This is a genomic window from Flavobacteriales bacterium, from assembly GCA_020435415.1.
GTDB lineage: Bacteria > Bacteroidota > Bacteroidia > JACJYZ01 > JACJYZ01 > JACJYZ01.
Genome location: JAGQZQ010000017.1, coordinates 1 through 18,501, shown reverse-complemented (window position 1 = coordinate 18,501; position 18,501 = coordinate 1). Strand labels below are relative to the sequence as shown.

Below are 18,501 nucleotides of genomic sequence, written 5' to 3'. Positions count from 1 at the left end.
CTAAGAAAAAGCCTCCCGGAAACGGGGGGCTTTTTTAATTAAGATTTAAGAATGCAGAGTTAAGAATTAAGAGGAACGTTATGCATTCAGGGCGAGGCTCTCGGCTTCGATCCAGTCGCCGTGCTCTTTGATGAGATTGATGAGCGCATCCACTGCTTCTTCTGAAGGAATGTTGCGTTTTACCACCTGTTGTCCTTTGTATAGGGTAATGACACCGGGACCCGTTCCTACATATCCGTAGTCGGCATCAGCCATTTCTCCAGGCCCGTTCACGATACATCCCATGATGCCGATCTTCACACCTTTGAGATGACTGGTACGTTCTCTGATCCGGGCTGTGGTTTCCTGCAGGTCGAACAGCGTGCGTCCGCACGAAGGACACGAGATGTACTCGGTTTTTGAGATGCGAGTCCGTGTTGATTGAAGAATACCAAAGGAGGTCCGGTTCAGCAGGGAAGATGAACATTCCGGGTGTCGTATCCAGATGCCTTCAATAAGACCGTCGAGTAAAAGTGCTCCCAGATCCGTTGCAGCATATAACGGCCATGTCTGGTCGTCTTCGGTGTAATAGACCTCAGCAAACACGGGGTTTGTCACTTCCTGCCGGATGAATTCGATGACTGTATTCCTCAGGTCGGCCATGATGAGGGAATGAGTACTTCTCAGGATGATCGATGCTTTTGGGTGGGCTTTCAACTTTTCAATGAAGTCATCATTCACATCCTGCGTGAGTACCCTTACCATGAATGGTTGTTCCGCAGGCCATGAAGTTTCCGTAGCATCCATAACCTTCATGTTATGACTGCCGGTGGTGTCTGCGTTCTCCAGAAGATGCAATGTTCCGGGAAGTTCGAAAGAGGGTGGATGATCACCTACGTATAGGAAATCACAGGCCTGATCATCAATCCGCCACTTGTCCAGTTTCTCGGAATACCTGTAGCCCAGTGGGGTCAGATCGGCAGGCTGCAGGTCTTTGCCGGCACTCAAATCCATAATGATCCTCGGTACCTGTTCACCACCTGTAAAGCCGATAGCATGGCTTGTTTTTTTGCTGTGCTCGTATGGATTGTATGGCAGGTCCCTGCGCTCGGGCAAAGGGGGCTGACTGGATCTTAATGCGTACCTGTCTGCCAATGCCTGTGCGACAGGAATCTCAGCCTCGGGTTCTTCCGTCAGGGAAACCCGGATGGTATCTCCCAGTCCATCTTCAAGCAATGTTCCGATGCCTACAGCTGACTTGATCCGGCCATCTTCACCGTCTCCCGCCTCGGTCACACCCAGATGCAGGGGGTAATTTCTTCCTGTTACCCTCATGTGAGATACCAATAACCGGTATGCCTGTACCATCACCTGGGTATTGCTGGCCTTCATGGAAAGCACGATGTTGTGGTATCCCATGTCCTCGCAAATATTTACGAATTCCATGGCTGATTCCACCATTCCTTGAGGGGTGTCACCGTAACGACTTAGGATGCGATCAGAGAGTGATCCGTGATTGGTGCCGATACGCATGGCTGTGCCGTATTCCTTGCAGATGGATACCAGGGGAGCGAAACGTTTCCGGATGCGTTCCAGTTCCGCCGCATACTCCTCGTGGGTGTATTCAATGTTGGCAAATTTCTTTTTATCGGCATAGTTGCCCGGGTTGACCCTGACCTTTTCTACAATCCGTGCGGCCAGTTCTGCTGCGTTGGGAGTGAAGTGGATGTCGGCAACAAGGGGAGTGTCAAATCCTGCGGCGTGGAGCTGTCGTCTGATATCTTTGAGGTTCTCCGCTTCTTTCAGACTGGGTGCGGTGACCCTCACCAGTTCGCAGCCTGCTTCTATCATCCGGATGCTTTGCGCAACCGTAGCAGCGGTGTCCATGGTATCCGTGGTGGTCATGGATTGTACACGAATGGGGTGATCCCCGCCGATGCCCACGGACCCTACCATGACTTCCCGGGTGCGCCAGCGCTCATAGCGTGTAAGGCTTACGCAATAGGGATTGTCTTTATGAACATGCACTTGTTCCACAGCCGCAAAGTTACAAACAATTGCAGGTTATGCGATGTAGTGTATACAGGCTTTTTAAAGAAGGTAATTTTTTATCCGCCAAAAGCATTTTCACCGGTGACATCCATTCCAGTGATCAGGAGGTGAATGTCATGGGTACCTTCATAGGTGATGACCGATTCAAGATTCATCATATGCCTCATGATCGGGTATTCACCGGTGATACCCATTCCACCATGAATCTGTCGTGCTTCCCTGGCGATCTGGAGTGCCATATTTACATTGTTGCGTTTGGCCATGGATATCTGGGCAGGGGTGGCGCGATCTTCGTTGCGCAACTGACCGAGTCGCCATACCAGCAGTTGGGCCTTGGTAATCTCGGTGATCATTTCCGCCAGTTTCTTTTGCTGCAACTGAAATCCTCCGATGGGCCTGCCGAACTGGATCCTTTCTTTCGAATAACGCAATGCCGAATCATAACAATCCAATGCCGCACCAATGGCGCCCCAGGCAATACCATAGCGTGCGGAATTCAGACAGCTGAGCGGGCCTTTCAAACCTTTGATGTCAGGAAAAATATTCTCCTTCGGTACCTTCACATTGTCGAACACCAACTCTCCGGTGGCCGAAGCACGGAGCGACCATTTGCCATGGGTTTCCGGTGTGGTGAAGCCGTCCATGCCACGCTCAACAACCAGTCCGCGAATCTCATCCTGGTCGTCTTTCGCCCAGACCACGGCGATATCCGCAAAGGGAGCATTGGATATCCACATCTTGGCGCCATTGAGGATATAATGATTTCCTTTGTCTTCGATGCGGGTAATCATCCCTCCCGGATTTGAACCATGGTCGGGTTCGGTGAGTCCGAAACAACCCATCATTTCTCCGGTGGCAAGTTTCGGGAGTAATGCCTTTTTCAAATCTTCCGTGGCATATTTCCAAATGGGATACATCACCAGTGAGGTTTGAACGGATGCAGTGGACCGGATACCGGAATCACCTCTTTCAAGTTCCTGCATGATGAGACCGTAGGCAATCTGGTCCAGGCCATGGCCACCGTATTCCTGCGGGATATAAGACCCGAAAGCGCCGATTTCTCCCAATCCTTTTAGCAGGTGCATGGGAAAGGTGCAGGTTTGTGCCGCATCTTCAATAATTGGTGTCACTTCTTTTTTTACCCATGCCCTGGCAGATTCACGGATCAGCCGATGTTCCTCGGTGAGCAGTTCGTCAGCAAGGTAATAGTCGTGTGGTTGGTATCTATCGTCAGCCATGGTCAGCGAATAATTTAATTTACGACATGCAAATGTACATGTGGTCTCTGTTAAATTTGAAGGGATGAGAATAGGACAAAATTAGAAGAATTTGTAATTTGTCCCTATTAAGTTTGACTTTCCCTCCAAATCCTTTCTGCATCGTATGTTAAGCAACAAAAAACCAACACTATGAAAAAGTTTGCTTTGTTAAGCATCTCCCTGATGTGTACATTAATCGTTTTTGACGCATTACTGAATCCTGCCTGGACACGTTCAACCGGCGCACCAGGCGGTCATACGGGTAATCCTTCTGATAATGGTGGCAATACCTGCACCGAATGCCACACCGGAAGCAGTGCTACCCCGGTCACCGGCTGGATAACATAGGATGGCCCGTCGGATAATAAATACGTGCCCGGAGCCACTTATACCATTACCTGCACGGCAACCGAGGCCGGGCTTACAAAGTATGGTTTCCAGGCTTCATCCTTCGATCTCAATGGTGATATGGTTGGGACCCTGGTGCCTACAAATACCTCGGAAACTCAAATTGTAACATTCAACTCAAAAAGCTATATCACTCACAAAAGTGCGGGAACGGCCGGGTCGGGTTCCAGAACATGGACCTTTGATTGGACCGCACCTTCAAACGGAGCGGGCATCGTAAGTATTTACGCCGCATTTAACTGTACAAATTCCAGTAATACATCCTCCGGTGATCATATCTATAATTCTGTACTTGTGTTGCAGGAAAGCACAACCGGAGTGGAGAATCCTTTATCAGGGAAAGAGGTAAACCTTGCATTGCATCCGCAACCGGTCACGGAATTGATGAATGTGTCCTTCGATGTTCTTTCCGGTGATAATGTGCAGATTCTTATTTATGACATGACCGGTAAAAAGGTAAGCAGCCTGCTCAACGAGACCCTTCCGGCAGGGGCTTTCTCAAGAACTTTCAACAGGAGTGAGCTACTGATCGGCGACGGACTATACTTCATCCATGTTATGATGGGAGATAAGCATTATGTGCAGAAACTGATGTTCCTGTAATTTGGTCGGATTTTTGTGTAGATCAAATGACCAATCTCCAGATGATGCGAAGTACACTGTTCATTTTCCTGTTTGCCGGTTTATTTGTGTCCTGTACCAGTGACAGGGAAGAGGTGCCGCAGATTGAAGTGTGTGATACCCTGAGTAGCGGGTATAACGCAAATGTCAAACCGATTATTCAATCTAATTGCGCGGTCTCCGGATGCCATCAGGGAAGTTTCCAATATGGTGATTTCACCAAATACAGTGTAGTGAAATCCAAAGTGGATCAGGGAACCTTCAGGCAAAAGGTTCTTATAACAAAGGAAATGCCACCTTCAGGAACACTTAATGATATTGATCTTCAGATATTGACCTGCTGGGTAAATAAAGGCGCACCAAATAATTGAACAATTCCGGCCTCCCAATTTCAAATATCAATCCTCAGGTAATGAAACAAAAACTTTTAATAGCGGTAGCCCTTCTGCTTGTCTTTCAGACGACCATGGCTCAACTTTATATTTTCAGGGAAAGTAAAATCACATTCTTTTCAGAGGCTCCTCTTGAGAATATAGAGGCGGAAAATAAAACGGCAAGTAGTCGCATCAACAGTGTAAACAATGATATAGCCGTAAAGGTTCCTGTCAAGGGATTTACATTTGAAAAGAAACTGATGCAGGAACACTTCAACGAAAATTACATGGAGAGTGAGAAGTTTCCCTATGCAACATTTGCCGGAAAGATCCAGGAACAGATCGATTATTCAAAAGATGGAACTTCCCAGGTATCGGCTATCGGCACTATGAAGATCCATGGTGTGGAAAAGGAGGTGACATTGAAGGGAACGCTCACTGTCAAGGGAAAAAATCTGGTGCTTCATGCTGAATTTACTGTTCGTTTGGAAGATTATAATATCAAGATCCCCAACCTTGTGGTACAGAATATCGCAGAAGAGGTTCTGGTGAAAGTGGACATAGATTATATTCCTTATGAGAAAAAATAATAGGAGGGCCTTGCTGCTGGCAGGTGCCTTGCTGTGCATGTTCGGTATGGATACCTATGCACAGGATGACCTGTTAAACATGATGGATGAGGAGGATGGAGATCTAAAGACGCCGGTTACCGCTACCTTTAAAACCACCAGGGTCATCAGTGCGCATTCGGTGGAATGCCTTGACAAAGGCGTACTGGATTTTCGCATTACCCACCGTTTTGGCAATATAGGTGGTGCCAGCGGAGGTGGTATTCACACGTTGTACGGTCTGGACAATGCAAGCAATATTCGCCTGGCACTTGAGTTGGGCATCAATGACCGGTTGATGGTGGGGGTTGGGCGAAGCAAGATGAATGAACACATCGATGGTTTTCTAAAGTGGAGTTGGCTGCAACAGATGGAAGGGAAGGGTATGCCGGTAAGCGTTGTGCTGTTGTCTACTGCTGCATTGAACCCATCCGCTGATCCCCAGGCCATCTGGAAGGTTTTTGCACATCGCTTGTCTTATGTACATCAGTTGATCATCGCCAGAAAGTTTAACCCGTCATTTTCCGCTGAAGTACTCCCTTCATTTATACACAGGAACTTTGTTCGTGCCTGGGATCATCCTGATAATGGCGGTCAGGATGAAAATGACATGTGGTCGCTTGGTGCCGCGTTCCGGTTAAAAATATCCAAGCGATCCGCCGTGGTTGCCGAATACCATCAGGTGTTTTCGCAATTCAGACAAGGCAATAGTGTATATCCTTTTTATCAACCCCTGGCGATAGGCTATGAGATTGAAACCGGAGGCCATGTGTTTCACGTGAATTTTTCCAATACCGGAGGTATCATTGAGAATGATTTTTTGGTAAGTTCGCCGGATAGCTGGGCAAAGGGAGGCATAAAACTCGGCTTCACGATTTCCCGGGTATTCCAGGTATATTGATTTACAGGAAAAGTGCAGGATACCAAAGATTCGGTTATTTATGAATGGTTCGGTGGTGCGGCATTTCTGGGTATGCAAGCCGAAAACCAACCGGAAAGTAACCATGTTTTGTCTCCTGAGATGCGCAAGGCTTATGGGAGTCATTTGTTGCCTGCAGACAATAGGGAGCCCCAGCCGATTCTCCATAACCGGGAAGACTGGATATTTCCGTTACTTCTGATCATGTTCACCATCGTGGCATGGATACGTATTTTTCATTTCAGAGGCATTCAGTTTCTGGTTAAGTCGTTTATCGCCAATAAACCGTCTAACCAGACCATGCTGGATGAGAACCTGTTGATGAAAAGGGCCGCGGTTTTCTTAAATGTCCTTTTCATACTTAGCCTGACCTTGTTTATTGATCGCGCTATGAATGTGGTTCACGCCGGATATCCCGGAAGAAGCACCGGATTGATGGGCTTCGGTGAACTGCTTCTTATCATATCCGCATTGTACCTGGTCAAAGCAGCTGTGGTCAAGGCCAGCGGATTTGTTTTTGAATTGAATAAGGTGGCCTCTGATTACCTGTTTAATTCGTTCCTCTGGCTTAAGTGGTTAGGCATTTTTTTATTACCTCTGTTGGTATTGCTGGTGTATATGCCGGCAGGGATAGACAAATTGCTGATATACATAGGATTGTTGGTCGCCACACTGCTATTTGCTTTTCGCTTGATCAGGGGTTATCAAGTGGTGGGTACGGCAGCAGGATTTTCCAGATTGCATATGATTCTTTATCTTTGCACGCTTGAAATTTTGCCTTTGGTCGTTATATTAAAACTGTTCGTCAGTTCTAATTGATAAATGACGCCCCGGGCTGAATTCGCGTCCATCAAAGATAAGGTATGAGTGTCAACAGAATTTTGATTTCACAGCCGAAACCGGAAGGGGATAAGTCTCCTTACCATGAACTGGCCAAACGTTGTAAAGTTGAAGTGGATTTCCGACCCTTCATTCACGTCGAAGCAGTCGATGCCAAAGAATTCCGGAAAGAAAGAATCAATATGCTTGACCATACGGCGGTCATCTTCACCAGCCGTAATGCGGTCGATCATTTCTTTCGCATCGCCAAGGATCTGAGGACACCGATCCCGGATACCATGAAGTATTTTTGCATATCCGAATCCACGGCTTTTTATCTGCAGAAGTATGTGGTATATAGAAAACGTAAGATATTCTATGGAAGTCAGACGTTCAAAGATTTGATGGAGATCATCAAAAAGCATAAGGATGAGAAGTTCCTTCTTCCATGCTCCGATATCCATAAGCAAGAAATTCCGGAGATGCTGGATGAGGCAGGGATCAAATACAGCAAGGCGATCATTTACAGAACCGTATGCAGTGATCTTTCTGACCTGTCCTCGCTGAACTATGATATGCTTGTGTTCTTCAGTCCGTCAGGTTTGAAATCCCTTCTGCAGAACTTTCCGAAGTTCAAACAAAACACAACCAAGATCGCTGCCTTTGGTCCCACTACTGCCAAGGCGGTTCGTGAAGCCAAACTAAGACTGGATGTGGAAGCCCCTTCCCCACAGGCTCCTTCCATGTCCATGGCCATTGAACAGTTTCTTAAGAAGAGCCGCAAATAATCCATAGGATTACTTGGGCATTCAGTCGTTCTGTGGTACATTTCCGTTTCATTACAGAAACCGGGATGCAACAGGTCATTGAAAACGGCGTCATTAAATAAGAAGCAAAGGCTTAAAAGCAGAAAAAGCATTGCCGAACTTTTCGATTCCGGCAGGACCATCCATGGCAAACCATTGAGAATCTTATGGAAGCCATTGGAACAAAAGCAATTGGCCTTCGTACAAATGGCGGTGTCTGTTCCGAAACGTCACTTTAAGAGAGCCGTGGATCGCAATGTTCTCAAGCGACGTATCCGGGAAGCCTTCAGAAGAAACAAAGGACTGTTGAAACTTTCCGCTTCAGAGACTGGACAAAGCGTAAACCTGATGATTATCTTTACAGATACGCAGATCGTATCATATCAGGTTATCGAAGACAAACTAAAGGAATTATTGCTTCGTTTGAATAAAGAGATATCTCCATAGAAGACATAGCGCAAAGGCATGAAAAACATAAAAAGAAAACTGATCGTTCTGGTTGCCGTCCTGGGTATAGGAAGTGCCTCATTCCTGTCCCTCGGCTTTTCAGAAAACTATTTCGAGGTTTCCAAGAACCTTGAAATCTTCGTAACGCTTTTCAAAGAACTGAATATCTATTACGTCGATGAAGCCAATCCGGGTGATCTGATTAAGAAGGCCATCGACTCAATGCTGGAATCCCTCGATCCGTACACGAATTTTATTCCTGAGTCCGAAATGGAGGATTATCGTTTTATGACGACCGGACAGTACGGGGGTATCGGGGCAGTGATACGAAAAGACGGCGATTATGTCGTCATTGCAGAACCTTATGAAACATTTCCCGCACACAAAGCGGGCCTGAAGGCAGGTGATAAAATTGTGGATATCGATGGCAAACCTGCCAAAGGAAAGGATACGCAGGACGTAAGTAAAGTGCTAAAAGGTGAACCCGGTACCACGGTGAACATTCGCATCGAACGCCCGGGAGAAAAGAAGCTTCTGGACATTCAACTGGTGCGTGAAGAGATCAAGATTAACAGTGTTCCATACTACGGAATGCTGGATAACGAAGTCGGATACATCAAACTCAACGGCTTTACCAGAAATGCTGCTGGTGAAGTGAAAGATGCACTGCTGGCACTGAAGGATCAGAACGCTACTTCCATCGTATTTGATCTTCGAGGAAACCCGGGTGGTCTTCTGAATGAGGCCATAGACATCGTAAACATTTTTGTGGATAAAGGCCAGCTTGTGGTCAGTACAAAAGGCAAGGTGAAAGAATGGGAAAAGGAATACCGTGCCCTGAATCTTCCGGTAGATACTGAAATACCGGTTGCAGTTCTGGTGAGCAGAGGCTCCGCATCCGCATCAGAGATTGTCAGCGGTACCTTGCAGGACCTGGATCGTGGGGTGGTCATCGGTCAACGCACTTTTGGAAAAGGACTGGTACAAACAACCCGCCCGCTTACCTACAATACCCAGTTGAAAGTAACCACCGCCAAATATTATATCCCCAGTGGCAGATGCATCCAGGCACTGGATTACTCCAACAGAAATGAAGATGGAAGTGTGGGCAAGGTTCCGGATTCCCTGATGACCGATTTTATGACTGCCAATGGAAGAACCGTGAAAGACGGAGGTGGCGTGCTCCCTGATATCCAGATGACGCCAGAACCGATTAGCAAGATCGCGGCAAGCCTCTACGGGAAGCTGCACATCTTTAACTTTATCACGGATTACATCATCGAACATCCTGAAGTCGCAAATAATACAAACTACGATATTGATGATGCGGCGTATGAAGAGTTCATTGCTTATCTGAAGGGTAAGGATTATGATTATACCACCCAAAGTGAAAGTCTTCTTGATGACCTGAAAGAGGCAGCTGAGCAGGAAAAGTACTTTGATTCCTTCGAGAGTGAGTATCTCGCGCTCAAGGAAAAGATGATGCACGACAAGACCACCGACCTCAAAACATACAAGGAACAGATCGTAGAACTTCTGGAATTGGAACTGTCAAACCGTTTCGGGTATCAGAAGGGCAAGATCAAGAAAAGTCTGACCATGGATAAAGAGGTATTGAAAGCCCAGGAAGTATTGAAAGATCAGGTGCAATACAAAGCGTTGCTTACCGTAGCTTCCGCCGAGAATACCGTTGAACCGAAAAACTAGCCGTTCCGGTCAATACTTCAGCACCTCAGCCGCATGAATGAAAAATCCCCGAGCGGGTATCTTTCTCACCGGAACGTTCATTTCTTTGGTTTGGTCTTGCTTGCGGTCGGACTGCCGTTTTCCCTTTTCCTGATTAGTCTGTCACAAATTATTCTTCTGGCCAACTGGATGGTGGCTGGGAACTGGCGTCACATCAAGGGTCGCTTCTTCGGTGATCCGCTGGCGCTGATCATGGTTTCCGTGTATGTCGCTTATGTTATCGGATTGATTCATACGCAGGATTTCCCTTATGCCTGGGAAGATCTCCGTATCAAACTTCCGTTGCTGATCCTGCCCCTTATCATCGCTACCACCGATCCTTTAACCGAAACGGAATTCATTCGAATACTCCGCATGTTTGTGGCTGCCGTCTTTACAGCCACACTGGTAAGTGTTGTGGTAAAAGCGAACCTCACCCCGATCTCCGTGGTGGATAACAGAGACATTTCCATATTCATTTCTCATATCCGGTTCAGTCTGATGGTGTGTCTTGCTGTGTTCTTTCTGGCCTGGATGCACATCAGGGATCGCGCTTCCAGGCGTTGGGTGTACATGATACTGATGGCATATTTCTTATGGTTCCTCTTTTTATTGAAAGCCATGACAGGTATTGTGATCGCCGGTGTGGTGGGTTGGTTGATGCTTTTGTTGCATGTTCAGAATAACCGCACACTGGCTGGGCGTCGGATATACCTTTTTCTGCTTTATTTGCTCCCGGTTATACCTGCACTTCTGATTGCCAATATTGTTCGTAATTACAATCTGCGCATCAAGAGCCGCATTCCCCTTAAGATGGAGGTCCTCACCCCTTACGGAAACCGATATGTTCATCAGCCGCATGATCCGACAACCGAGTCCGGCTACCTTGTATATCGCCACGTGGCATGGGAAGAACTCAAGGAAGCATGGGAAGAAAGATCGGGCATTGGGATAGACGGTAGTGACAAGAAAGGCAACCGGTTGTCTAACACCCTTATCCGATTCTTAACCTCAAAGGGATTGAAAAAAGACAGGGATGGACTTATGGCCCTTTCCGATGATGAGATCAGGGCCATTGAGAATGGGATAGCCAATGCCCGATACATGGAGGCGGATATGATCACGGCGCGTGTTGAACAAATATGTTGGGAACTGGATCGCTACCGCAGTACCGGTAACCCGGGAGGGCATTCGGTTTCGTTAAGGTTGGAGATATGGAGAACAGCTGGTTATATCATAGCTGGTCATCCCTGGTTTGGTGTGGGTACCGGTGATGTGGATGTGGCATTCAAAGAGGCATATGACCTCATGGATTCCCCGCTTTCCCCGCAATGGAGATTGTCAAGATCCCACAATCAGTTTATTTCGGTGGCCGTGAGCATTTGTGTCTTTGGTCTGCTTGTTTTTGTCTTCTCCCTCTGCTATCCGTGGATATCCGGCCGCATTCCGCACCCCGCCCTTTATCTGTCTTTCTTTACGATTGTCCTGATTTCCATGATCAACGAGGACACCCTGGAAAATCAGGTGGGGTTGACATTCTTCGCTTTTTTTAATTCGCTTCTGTTGTTTGGTCGTGGAGACCGTCGGGCCAGCAAATCTTCCGGTACACTTCCAGCGTCCGTTTAGCAGTTGCTTCACGGCTGAAGTTCTGAAGGTGTTTTCGGGCTGCACCCACCATGCTTTGCCGCAGCCCGGGCTCTTGCAGCATACGGATCACCTGTTCTGCCAATGCTTCCGCATCTCCTACCGGTGCGGACAACCCGGTTTGATTATCGATAACAATCTCCGGAATACCACCGGCGCGGGTGGCCACAACAGGAACGTCACAGGCGAAAGCATCCAGAATTGAAGTGCCCAGGCCCTCGGTCGAAGAGGTTATGAGAAATACATCTATGCCCGGTAGGATAAGCGGTATGTCTTCCCGGAAACCTGTCAGGGTAATCACATGTTCCAATGCCTTGTGCTCAATATACTCCTGGATGTTCTCCCTTAATTTTCCCTCTCCGATGATGAAGTAATGCGCTTTGATGTCTCTGGATTGAAGCACTTCCACGGTGTCAATGAATGTAAAATAGTCCTTGTGCGGAGCCAGGGCTGCCACGTTGGCGATCATGAACTCATCATCCGGAATGTTGAACTGTTGCCGGAGCTTGTTCTGTACAGGCTTTGTATCAAATCTGGTCAGATCAATGCCCGAATAAACGGTGAACAGTTTGGTTTTGTCTTTGATTCTCGGTGAGATGATGCTTCGGATCTTTTCAGATACACACAGGATACCACATATGGATTTGTGGTTGTACTTGAAGGAGGAGAAGAAGCCTCTGCGGATCCTGAAATCTACCCTCCGGCTGATCACAATGGGTACGGGGTTTCGGAAAAGGGTGGCAGACCAGACAGCAAAGCTGTGCGCATGGGCATCATGACAATGCATGATGGATATGTTCAACGATCTGCAGAGACGACTCAGCTGGAATGCAAAACCCCAATCCACCGAGCTTCTCTTTTTTAATGCAACATGCGGGATGGACATACGGTTGCAGTGTTGCTCGAGCGCAGAGCCTTTGGCACATACCACCGTTTGTGTGATGTACTCTTGTTGTTCCAGTTCACCTACGAGATATGCCAGTTGCTGCTCTCCGCCTCTCCATGATGAAGCCGTGGAAACATGCAGAATGTTGAGTGTGCGTGTACCACTCCGGATATCAGGCTTCCTTGCTGAGCGCATAGAGCATTTTGTATTTACGGTAGGTGGTGAGAGAAGATATCAGGCATATCCGCAGACCGTTGTACCCATCGAGAAAACCGGCTTTCAAAAAATAATTTCGGATAAATTTAGCGGGAGGGTGAATGAATATGGACCACCAGCCAGCCTTTCTTCCTTGCTTGTGCATGGCATGTGCGGCAATGGAAGCGAACTTCCTTGCCTGTTCCTTGTGTTGTGCTACGGTATAAAAGGAAAAGTGAAGCAGGTCTCCTTTTAATTTTCCCATATGTGATCCGGGTTGCACCAGAATTTTATCGTGGGGGTTCACACCGCCCCATGTTCCGGAACCTTTTTTGAATAACCGGATCTTTGTGTCGGGGTACCATCCGCCATGTTTAATCCATTGTCCGCAATAATTGGTCAGACGGTTCATGGCATACACATCCTGTTGCATGGTATTTTTCTCGTGTAGAATGGATGCTTTCAGGGTATCGGAGAGCGCCTCATCAGCATCCAGCGAAAGAATATATTCGTAATTCGTTTGGGTTACCGCATAGTTTTTCTGCTCGATATGGCCTTCGAATTTATGTTGTACAAATGTCACACCACGCTCTTTGCATATGGCTTCCGTATCATCTGTGGAATATGAATCCACCACAATGATCTCATCAGCCACTCCCTGCAGGGAATCGATGCAGCGACCTATGTTGCGCTCTTCGTTAAATGTGATGATAGCAGCCGATATCATGGCCATAGTGGCGCAAAGGTAGGAATCCCGTGTCTAACTACTAAGGCGTTGACCACTTTGCATGGGAAATTATATTGAGTCTGTAAACGTAATACCGAGGCGTTGGGCGAAGGTTCCCGGATCATTGCGATACCGGGACAGGTGCACCTTCGTCCTATTATCTTCAAAGCGTTCCGCTTTGGTATTTTCTACTGAGAATTCGTCCTTAGCTACCAGCACTGTAAGGTAAGATGAAGCAAGTAGCTTAAAGCTACGGGATAGACAGACGAAGGTGCAACCTTCGCCTAACCACCGAAATTCACCTTACTTAGGAATGACGGCATTCAAGCACTCTTATCATTCTAACCATTACGCATGGTAACCTTGTCATCCCGATGTACAACAAGGGATATCCAAATCTGAAAATAAGACAAATCAGTATATCTTGGAAAGTGGTCAACGCGTTAACTACTAAGGACTACCTACTATCTACTTTTATACTTACTTTGTACTACATGGATGCTGTACAATTATTAAAGGGAATTTCCGGGGGAGAACCCAAAGCACTGGCCAGGGCGATTTCCGTTGTTGAGAATGACGGGGACGCGGCTGATATGATCCTTCGTTCTCTTTCACTGGACCGGAATGTACCGGTGGTTGGTTTCACCGGTCCTCCGGGAGCTGGGAAGAGCACCCTTATTAATGAGGTGGTGAAGCAGCTTACCGGTGCCGGAAAGAGGATAGGGGTTGTAGCCATTGATCCGTCGTCACCCTTTAATATGGGAGCACTACTCGGCGATAGGATACGTATGTCCGAGCATTTTGAGAATGACCTGGTCTTTATCCGTTCACTTGCCAGCCGCCGTTCGCTGGGAGGGTTATCTGCAAAGACGATGGAAGTGGTGGATGTAATGCGTGGATACCCGTTTGATTATATCCTTATAGAAACGGTTGGTGTGGGTCAGTCTGAAGTAGAGATCGCTGGTTTGGCGGATACCACCGTACTTGTACTTGTGCCTGAAGCGGGCGATGAGATACAAACGCTTAAATCGGGTGTGATGGAGATCGCGGATATTTTTGTAGTGAATAAGGCGGATCGTCCCGGCGCCGAGGAATGGGTCAAGAACCTGGTGACCATGACCGGCGAACGTTATCATGATGCGTGGCAACCACCTGTTGTCAAAACGGTCGCCATGAAAGGAGATGGTGTGGAGGATCTGGTGGGTGCAATAAATGATCATCATGCCCACCTCTCCTCGCATGATGTCCGTAAAGCGGCCTTGTATACCGAGAAAGCCTGGAATCTGATTCAGGTATCCAGGATGAACGATGTAGACAAAGCCCAACTTGAACAACGTATTCTGGAAGGGCTTCAGAAAGGTCCCGTCAACCTTTACGCGGAACTGCGCAAGTGGGGGTATATTAACGATACGCACTGATCCGGCCGGATCAGTTTTAATTATTCCTGATAGTAAACGCGTTTCACCCGTTGGGAGATCGCTGCAAGGATTTCATACGGGATTGTTTCTGCGGCTTGTGCGAGTATGCTGATGGGCAAGCCATCGCCGAATGCAATAACCTCATCGCCTTCACGCGCAATCATCCCGGTAACGTCAAGCATACACATGTCCATGCAAATGTTTCCGATGGTGGGTGCAGGCTTTCCGTTCACCAGCATATGGCAGCGGCCGTTTCCCAAACGCCGGTTGTAGCCGTCTGCATATCCTATTGGAACGGTGGCGATGTCCATTGGTTTTTCTGCCCTGTCCGTTCGTCCGTAACCGATGCTATCTCCCGGTTGAACCTTCTTGATCTGTGTTATCGTGGTTTTTAATGTTCCCGCCGGATGAAGGTCAAGGCCGCCCACAGGGGTCAGTCCGTATAAACCGATCCCCAACCGTACCATGTCAAATTGTGCTTCCGGAAAGCGTTGAATGCCGGAAGTGTTCAGGACGTGCCGCATGATAGGATAGGCGAAATGAGGCTGCACGGCATCGGCGCAACGTTTGAAGCGCTGTATCTGCTCGTGCGAAAAATCGTCGTGAACCGGTTCGTCACTGGCTGCCAGGTGGGTGAAGATGGATTTGATCTGAAGGATGCGGCTGTTTCTGATCTTCACAATCATCTGGTTCAGCTCTTCCTCGAGAAAACCCAGACGGTGCATGCCCGTGTCTATCTTGATGTGGATGGGTACTCTGGTGGTCAGATCGGGATGTCGTCTTTGTGCCGCTTCGATAAAAGTATCGAGCATTGATAAACTGTAGATCTCCGCTTCCAGCGTATGCATGAACATGGTATCGAACGAGGCCGGTTGCGGACTCATGACCATGATAGGTAAAGTGATCCCGGCCTTGCGCAGGGCCATGCCTTCGTCAGCGTATGCCACTGCCAGGTAATCCACCCGGTGGAATTGCAAGGCGTTGGCTACTTCGTAAGTGCCACTGCCGTATGAGAAAGCTTTCACCATGGCCATGATCCGGGTACCCGGTTCCAGCTTGCTGCGGAAAATATTCAGATTGCGTATCAAAGCCCCCAGGTTCACCTCCAGCACAGTATCATGGGCTTTTTGCTGCAACAGGCGGCTGATCCGTTCAAAGCCGAAGCTTCTCGCTCCCTTCAACAGGATGGTTTCTTCATGGAATGGCAGACCAGGTAATGCGGCGAGGAAAGCATCCGTATCCGGATAAAATTGTTTTTCTCCTTTGAACAGTCCGGACTGGCTGGAAATATCCGGCCCGACTCCGATCAGGCGATCAACCTGCCTTCTTTCCAGGCGTTGTGCGATTTCCCTATACAACTGCTCTTTTCCCAAACCACTCTGCAGCAGGTCTGAAAGGATAACCGTGCGTTTGGCATGTTGTTGCTGCTGGTTCAGGAAATCCAGGGCAATGGTCAGGGATTCCAGATCGGAATTGTAGAAGTCGTTGATCACCGAACATTGGTGAATTCCTTCTTTTAACTCCAGCCGCATGGCTACCGCATTCAAAAACCGCATCCGGTTGTTAATGGTTTCGGGATCATATCCCAGATGCAGCATCACCAGCCAACAGTGAATGGCATTCTCAACGGATGCCTCGTCGGTAAAAGGTATGGTGATATTGATGAATTTATTGTGGTAGGTTGCCTGGATAGATGTTGACGGCCCGTCCTGTTTTGTTTTTCCGATGATCAGATCGGCTTTGGTGACACGCGACCAGGTCAGCAATATGACCTCTTTCAATGCCGGGTCCGCCATCACCTGTTCATGAATCAGGGAATGATCCCTGCAATAGATGAGGGATTTACATCCATGAAAGAGTTTAAGCTTTTCGGTGGTTTTCTGGATATGGTCCTTGAAATGCTCGTCGTGCGCGTGTCCGATGTTGGTGATCAGTCCGATGGTTGGCGCGATCATACGGGACAGGGCCTGCATCTCACCTGGTTGTGAGATGCCTGCTTCAAAGATCGCCAGCTCATCCTGGGGCGCCATCATCCATACCGATAGGGCAACGCCAAGTTGTGAATTATAGCTTCGTGGACTTCGCACAATGGCCTTGTCTTCCTGCATCAATTGATAAAGCCATTCTTTCACAATCGTTTTTCCATTGCTGCCGGTGATTCCGATAACGGGACAGGAAAATTGGTCGCGGTGACGTTTGGCCAGCTTCTGAAGGGCTGCCATGGTATCCGGAACCCGAATAAAGTTCGCCTGATCAAGCAGACGTTGATCGTCCGGCATATGTTCCACCACAAAATGACGGTACCCTTTTCCAAACAGCTCAGGGATAAATCCGTGTCCGTCATGTGCGCTGCCCTTCAGTGCAAAAAAAAGCGAGTGAGACAGGTCAGCCCCTTTCCGGCTGTCCGTCATCAGGTATCGGATCCGGCCGGGGATTTTAAGTGATGCTTCCCCCTGAAGCCAGTCCGCAATCTGCGTCATTTCATATCCATCCTCAATACTCATGGGGTGTTGATCAAAGATAAAAGAATGCGGTTATGCATTTGTAACCATAGCAGGATACATTGGCACTTCCGCACTAACTTTAATATTCAAAGGACTCATTTGTGTCAATGGCTTATTTGCTTTTTTATAGATCCCTCGCTGCGCTTCGGGATGACAAAACCGTTTTATCTAAATGGTAAGAAAGGCGAAAGTGCGCAACCGAATCGTCGAAATATAAAAATGTAAGCCGCGCACTTTTGCCTTTCCGTTAGCCCTATGAATACTGTCATCCCGAAGCGCAGCGAGGAATCTCTCAAGTATAAATTCACGTCTTATACTAAGTGACCATTTAAGTGGTCAAAGTGTTAAAACTAATCTTCGTAGATGATACCGGAAATGTTGTCGATGCGACCGATGACCTTGAATTCGGTCCTTCGGTTTTTTGCCCTTCCCTCCGGATCATCACTGCCATCTTCCTTTTCGTTAGGGGCAATGGGCTTGGATTCGCCGTATCCTTTGGCCACCAGGCGGCTTTCCTTAATCCCTTTTTCAATAAGATATTTCACTACGCTTTCGGCTCTTTTCTGAGACAAGCGTTCGTTGTATTTATCGGTTCCGTGACTGTCCGTATGCGAACTGATCTCTGCAATGATGTTGGGGTTTTCTTTCATGATCACATAGATCGTGGTATCGATGGTGGTCTTTGCAGAGTCGGTGAGGTAGTATTTATCGAAGGGATAATAAATATTTTTAATGATGATCGGCTCGGGTGGGATGGGTGCGACCCCGGCATTACGTTGTATGGTGTCCGATCGGTTTATATTATGTGTGGATAGGTCAAAACTCCGGTTAAAGTAACCTTCTTTGTTGATAACGACCTGGTAGTTATTTCCACGTTCCATCATCAGGAAGTATTCTCCGGCATCTCCCGTGGTATCAGTTTTTATAAGAAGAGGTTCTTCCGGGTTGTCCTTGTCTATAAGGTAGAGGGAGACCGTTGCGCTGGCCAGCGGTTTGTATTTCATGTCGTCCTCCTGGCTTTTCGAGTGGAAGTCGATCATTTCTTCCATTGATCCCACCTTGCTGCTGTCTTCTACTTCGAAGACCTTACCCGTGATTGCCACGTGCACG

17 protein-coding genes are annotated in these 18,501 nt (G+C 47.7%); 11 read left to right on the top strand and 6 right to left on the bottom strand.

The genetic code is table 11. From position 1 onward, the window contains the following. Positions 1-78 precede the first annotated feature (78 nt). Positions 79-1,935 (bottom strand): (E)-4-hydroxy-3-methylbut-2-enyl-diphosphate synthase, encoded by a 1,857-nt coding sequence (gene ispG, locus KDD36_04775; GenBank protein ID MCB0395940.1) that lies wholly within the window; start codon positions 1,933-1,935, stop codon positions 79-81. Positions 1,936-2,087: 152 nt separating this feature from the next. After that, positions 2,088-3,269 carry an acyl-CoA dehydrogenase family protein gene (locus KDD36_04770; protein MCB0395939.1) on the bottom strand — a complete coding sequence of 394 codons (1,182 nt, stop codon included), beginning with the start codon at positions 3,267-3,269 and terminating at the stop codon, positions 2,088-2,090. A gap of 171 nt (positions 3,270-3,440) precedes the next feature. On the opposite strand from KDD36_04770, the gene KDD36_04765 reads away from it, so the two are divergent. The 10 genes from KDD36_04765 to KDD36_04720 all read left to right on the top strand — a co-directional run bounded on the left by KDD36_04765 (position 3,441) and on the right by KDD36_04720 (position 11,643). After that, a complete protein-coding gene (locus tag KDD36_04765; GenBank protein MCB0395938.1) occupies positions 3,441-3,638 on the top strand; it encodes a hypothetical protein in 198 nt (65 codons plus the stop codon). 24 nt (positions 3,639-3,662) lie between these two features. Next, positions 3,663-4,301: a T9SS type A sorting domain-containing protein gene (locus tag KDD36_04760; protein ID MCB0395937.1), complete on the top strand. Its 639-nt coding sequence runs from the start codon at positions 3,663-3,665 to the stop codon at positions 4,299-4,301. Between the two features lie 41 nt (positions 4,302-4,342). Then, positions 4,343-4,690 carry a hypothetical protein gene (locus KDD36_04755; GenBank protein ID MCB0395936.1) on the top strand — a complete coding sequence of 116 codons (348 nt, stop codon included), beginning with the start codon at positions 4,343-4,345 and terminating at the stop codon, positions 4,688-4,690. 41 nt (positions 4,691-4,731) lie between these two features. Then, the gene (locus KDD36_04750) at positions 4,732-5,283 is read left to right on the top strand and encodes a YceI family protein (GenBank protein MCB0395935.1); all 552 of its coding nucleotides are present in this window, start codon (positions 4,732-4,734) and stop codon (positions 5,281-5,283) included. Next, on the top strand, positions 5,270-6,202 hold the full coding sequence (locus KDD36_04745) for a hypothetical protein (GenBank protein ID MCB0395934.1): 933 nt from the start codon (positions 5,270-5,272) through the stop codon (positions 6,200-6,202). Before KDD36_04750 ends, KDD36_04745 begins: the two co-directional genes overlap by 14 nt. Before the next feature lie 12 nt (positions 6,203-6,214). Continuing rightward, positions 6,215-7,039: a DUF4271 domain-containing protein gene (locus KDD36_04740; protein ID MCB0395933.1), complete on the top strand. Its 825-nt coding sequence runs from the start codon at positions 6,215-6,217 to the stop codon at positions 7,037-7,039. A 44-nt stretch (positions 7,040-7,083) separates the two neighbouring features. Then, positions 7,084-7,827 (top strand): uroporphyrinogen-III synthase, encoded by a 744-nt coding sequence (locus tag KDD36_04735; GenBank protein MCB0395932.1) that lies wholly within the window; start codon positions 7,084-7,086, stop codon positions 7,825-7,827. Between the two features lie 78 nt (positions 7,828-7,905). Then, positions 7,906-8,292: a ribonuclease P protein component gene (gene rnpA, locus KDD36_04730; GenBank protein ID MCB0395931.1), complete on the top strand. Its 387-nt coding sequence runs from the start codon at positions 7,906-7,908 to the stop codon at positions 8,290-8,292. An 18-nt stretch (positions 8,293-8,310) separates the two neighbouring features. Beyond that, positions 8,311-9,999 carry a PDZ domain-containing protein gene (locus KDD36_04725; protein MCB0395930.1) on the top strand — a complete coding sequence of 563 codons (1,689 nt, stop codon included), beginning with the start codon at positions 8,311-8,313 and terminating at the stop codon, positions 9,997-9,999. 33 nt (positions 10,000-10,032) lie between these two features. After that, a complete protein-coding gene (locus tag KDD36_04720) occupies positions 10,033-11,643 on the top strand; it encodes an O-antigen ligase family protein (protein ID MCB0395929.1) in 1,611 nt (536 codons plus the stop codon). Here the strand turns inward: KDD36_04720 and KDD36_04715 are convergent. Together KDD36_04715 and KDD36_04710 are read right to left on the bottom strand one after the other, a co-directional pair. Then, complete coding sequence (locus KDD36_04715; GenBank protein ID MCB0395928.1) at positions 11,567-12,742, bottom strand: glycosyltransferase; 1,176 nt, start codon at positions 12,740-12,742, stop codon at positions 11,567-11,569. The genes KDD36_04720 and KDD36_04715 overlap by 77 nt on opposite strands. Beyond that, positions 12,720-13,475, bottom strand: coding sequence for a glycosyltransferase family 2 protein (locus KDD36_04710; GenBank protein ID MCB0395927.1), 756 nt, complete (start codon positions 13,473-13,475; stop codon positions 12,720-12,722). Before KDD36_04710 ends, KDD36_04715 begins: the two co-directional genes overlap by 23 nt. Positions 13,476-13,963: 488 nt before the next feature. Here KDD36_04710 and meaB point away from each other — a divergent pair, with 488 nt between their 5' ends. Further along, complete coding sequence (meaB, locus tag KDD36_04705) at positions 13,964-14,887, top strand: methylmalonyl Co-A mutase-associated GTPase MeaB (protein MCB0395926.1); 924 nt, start codon at positions 13,964-13,966, stop codon at positions 14,885-14,887. A gap of 20 nt (positions 14,888-14,907) precedes the next feature. On the opposite strand, the gene KDD36_04700 is transcribed toward meaB, so the two are convergent. Together KDD36_04700 and KDD36_04695 are read right to left on the bottom strand one after the other, a co-directional pair. Beyond that, complete coding sequence (locus tag KDD36_04700; GenBank protein ID MCB0395925.1) at positions 14,908-17,391, bottom strand: bifunctional UDP-N-acetylmuramoyl-tripeptide:D-alanyl-D-alanine ligase/alanine racemase; 2,484 nt, start codon at positions 17,389-17,391, stop codon at positions 14,908-14,910. Between the two features lie 350 nt (positions 17,392-17,741). Next, positions 17,742-18,501, bottom strand: a 760-nt coding sequence (locus KDD36_04695; protein MCB0395924.1) for an OmpA family protein, incomplete at its 5' end; no start/stop codon positions are given.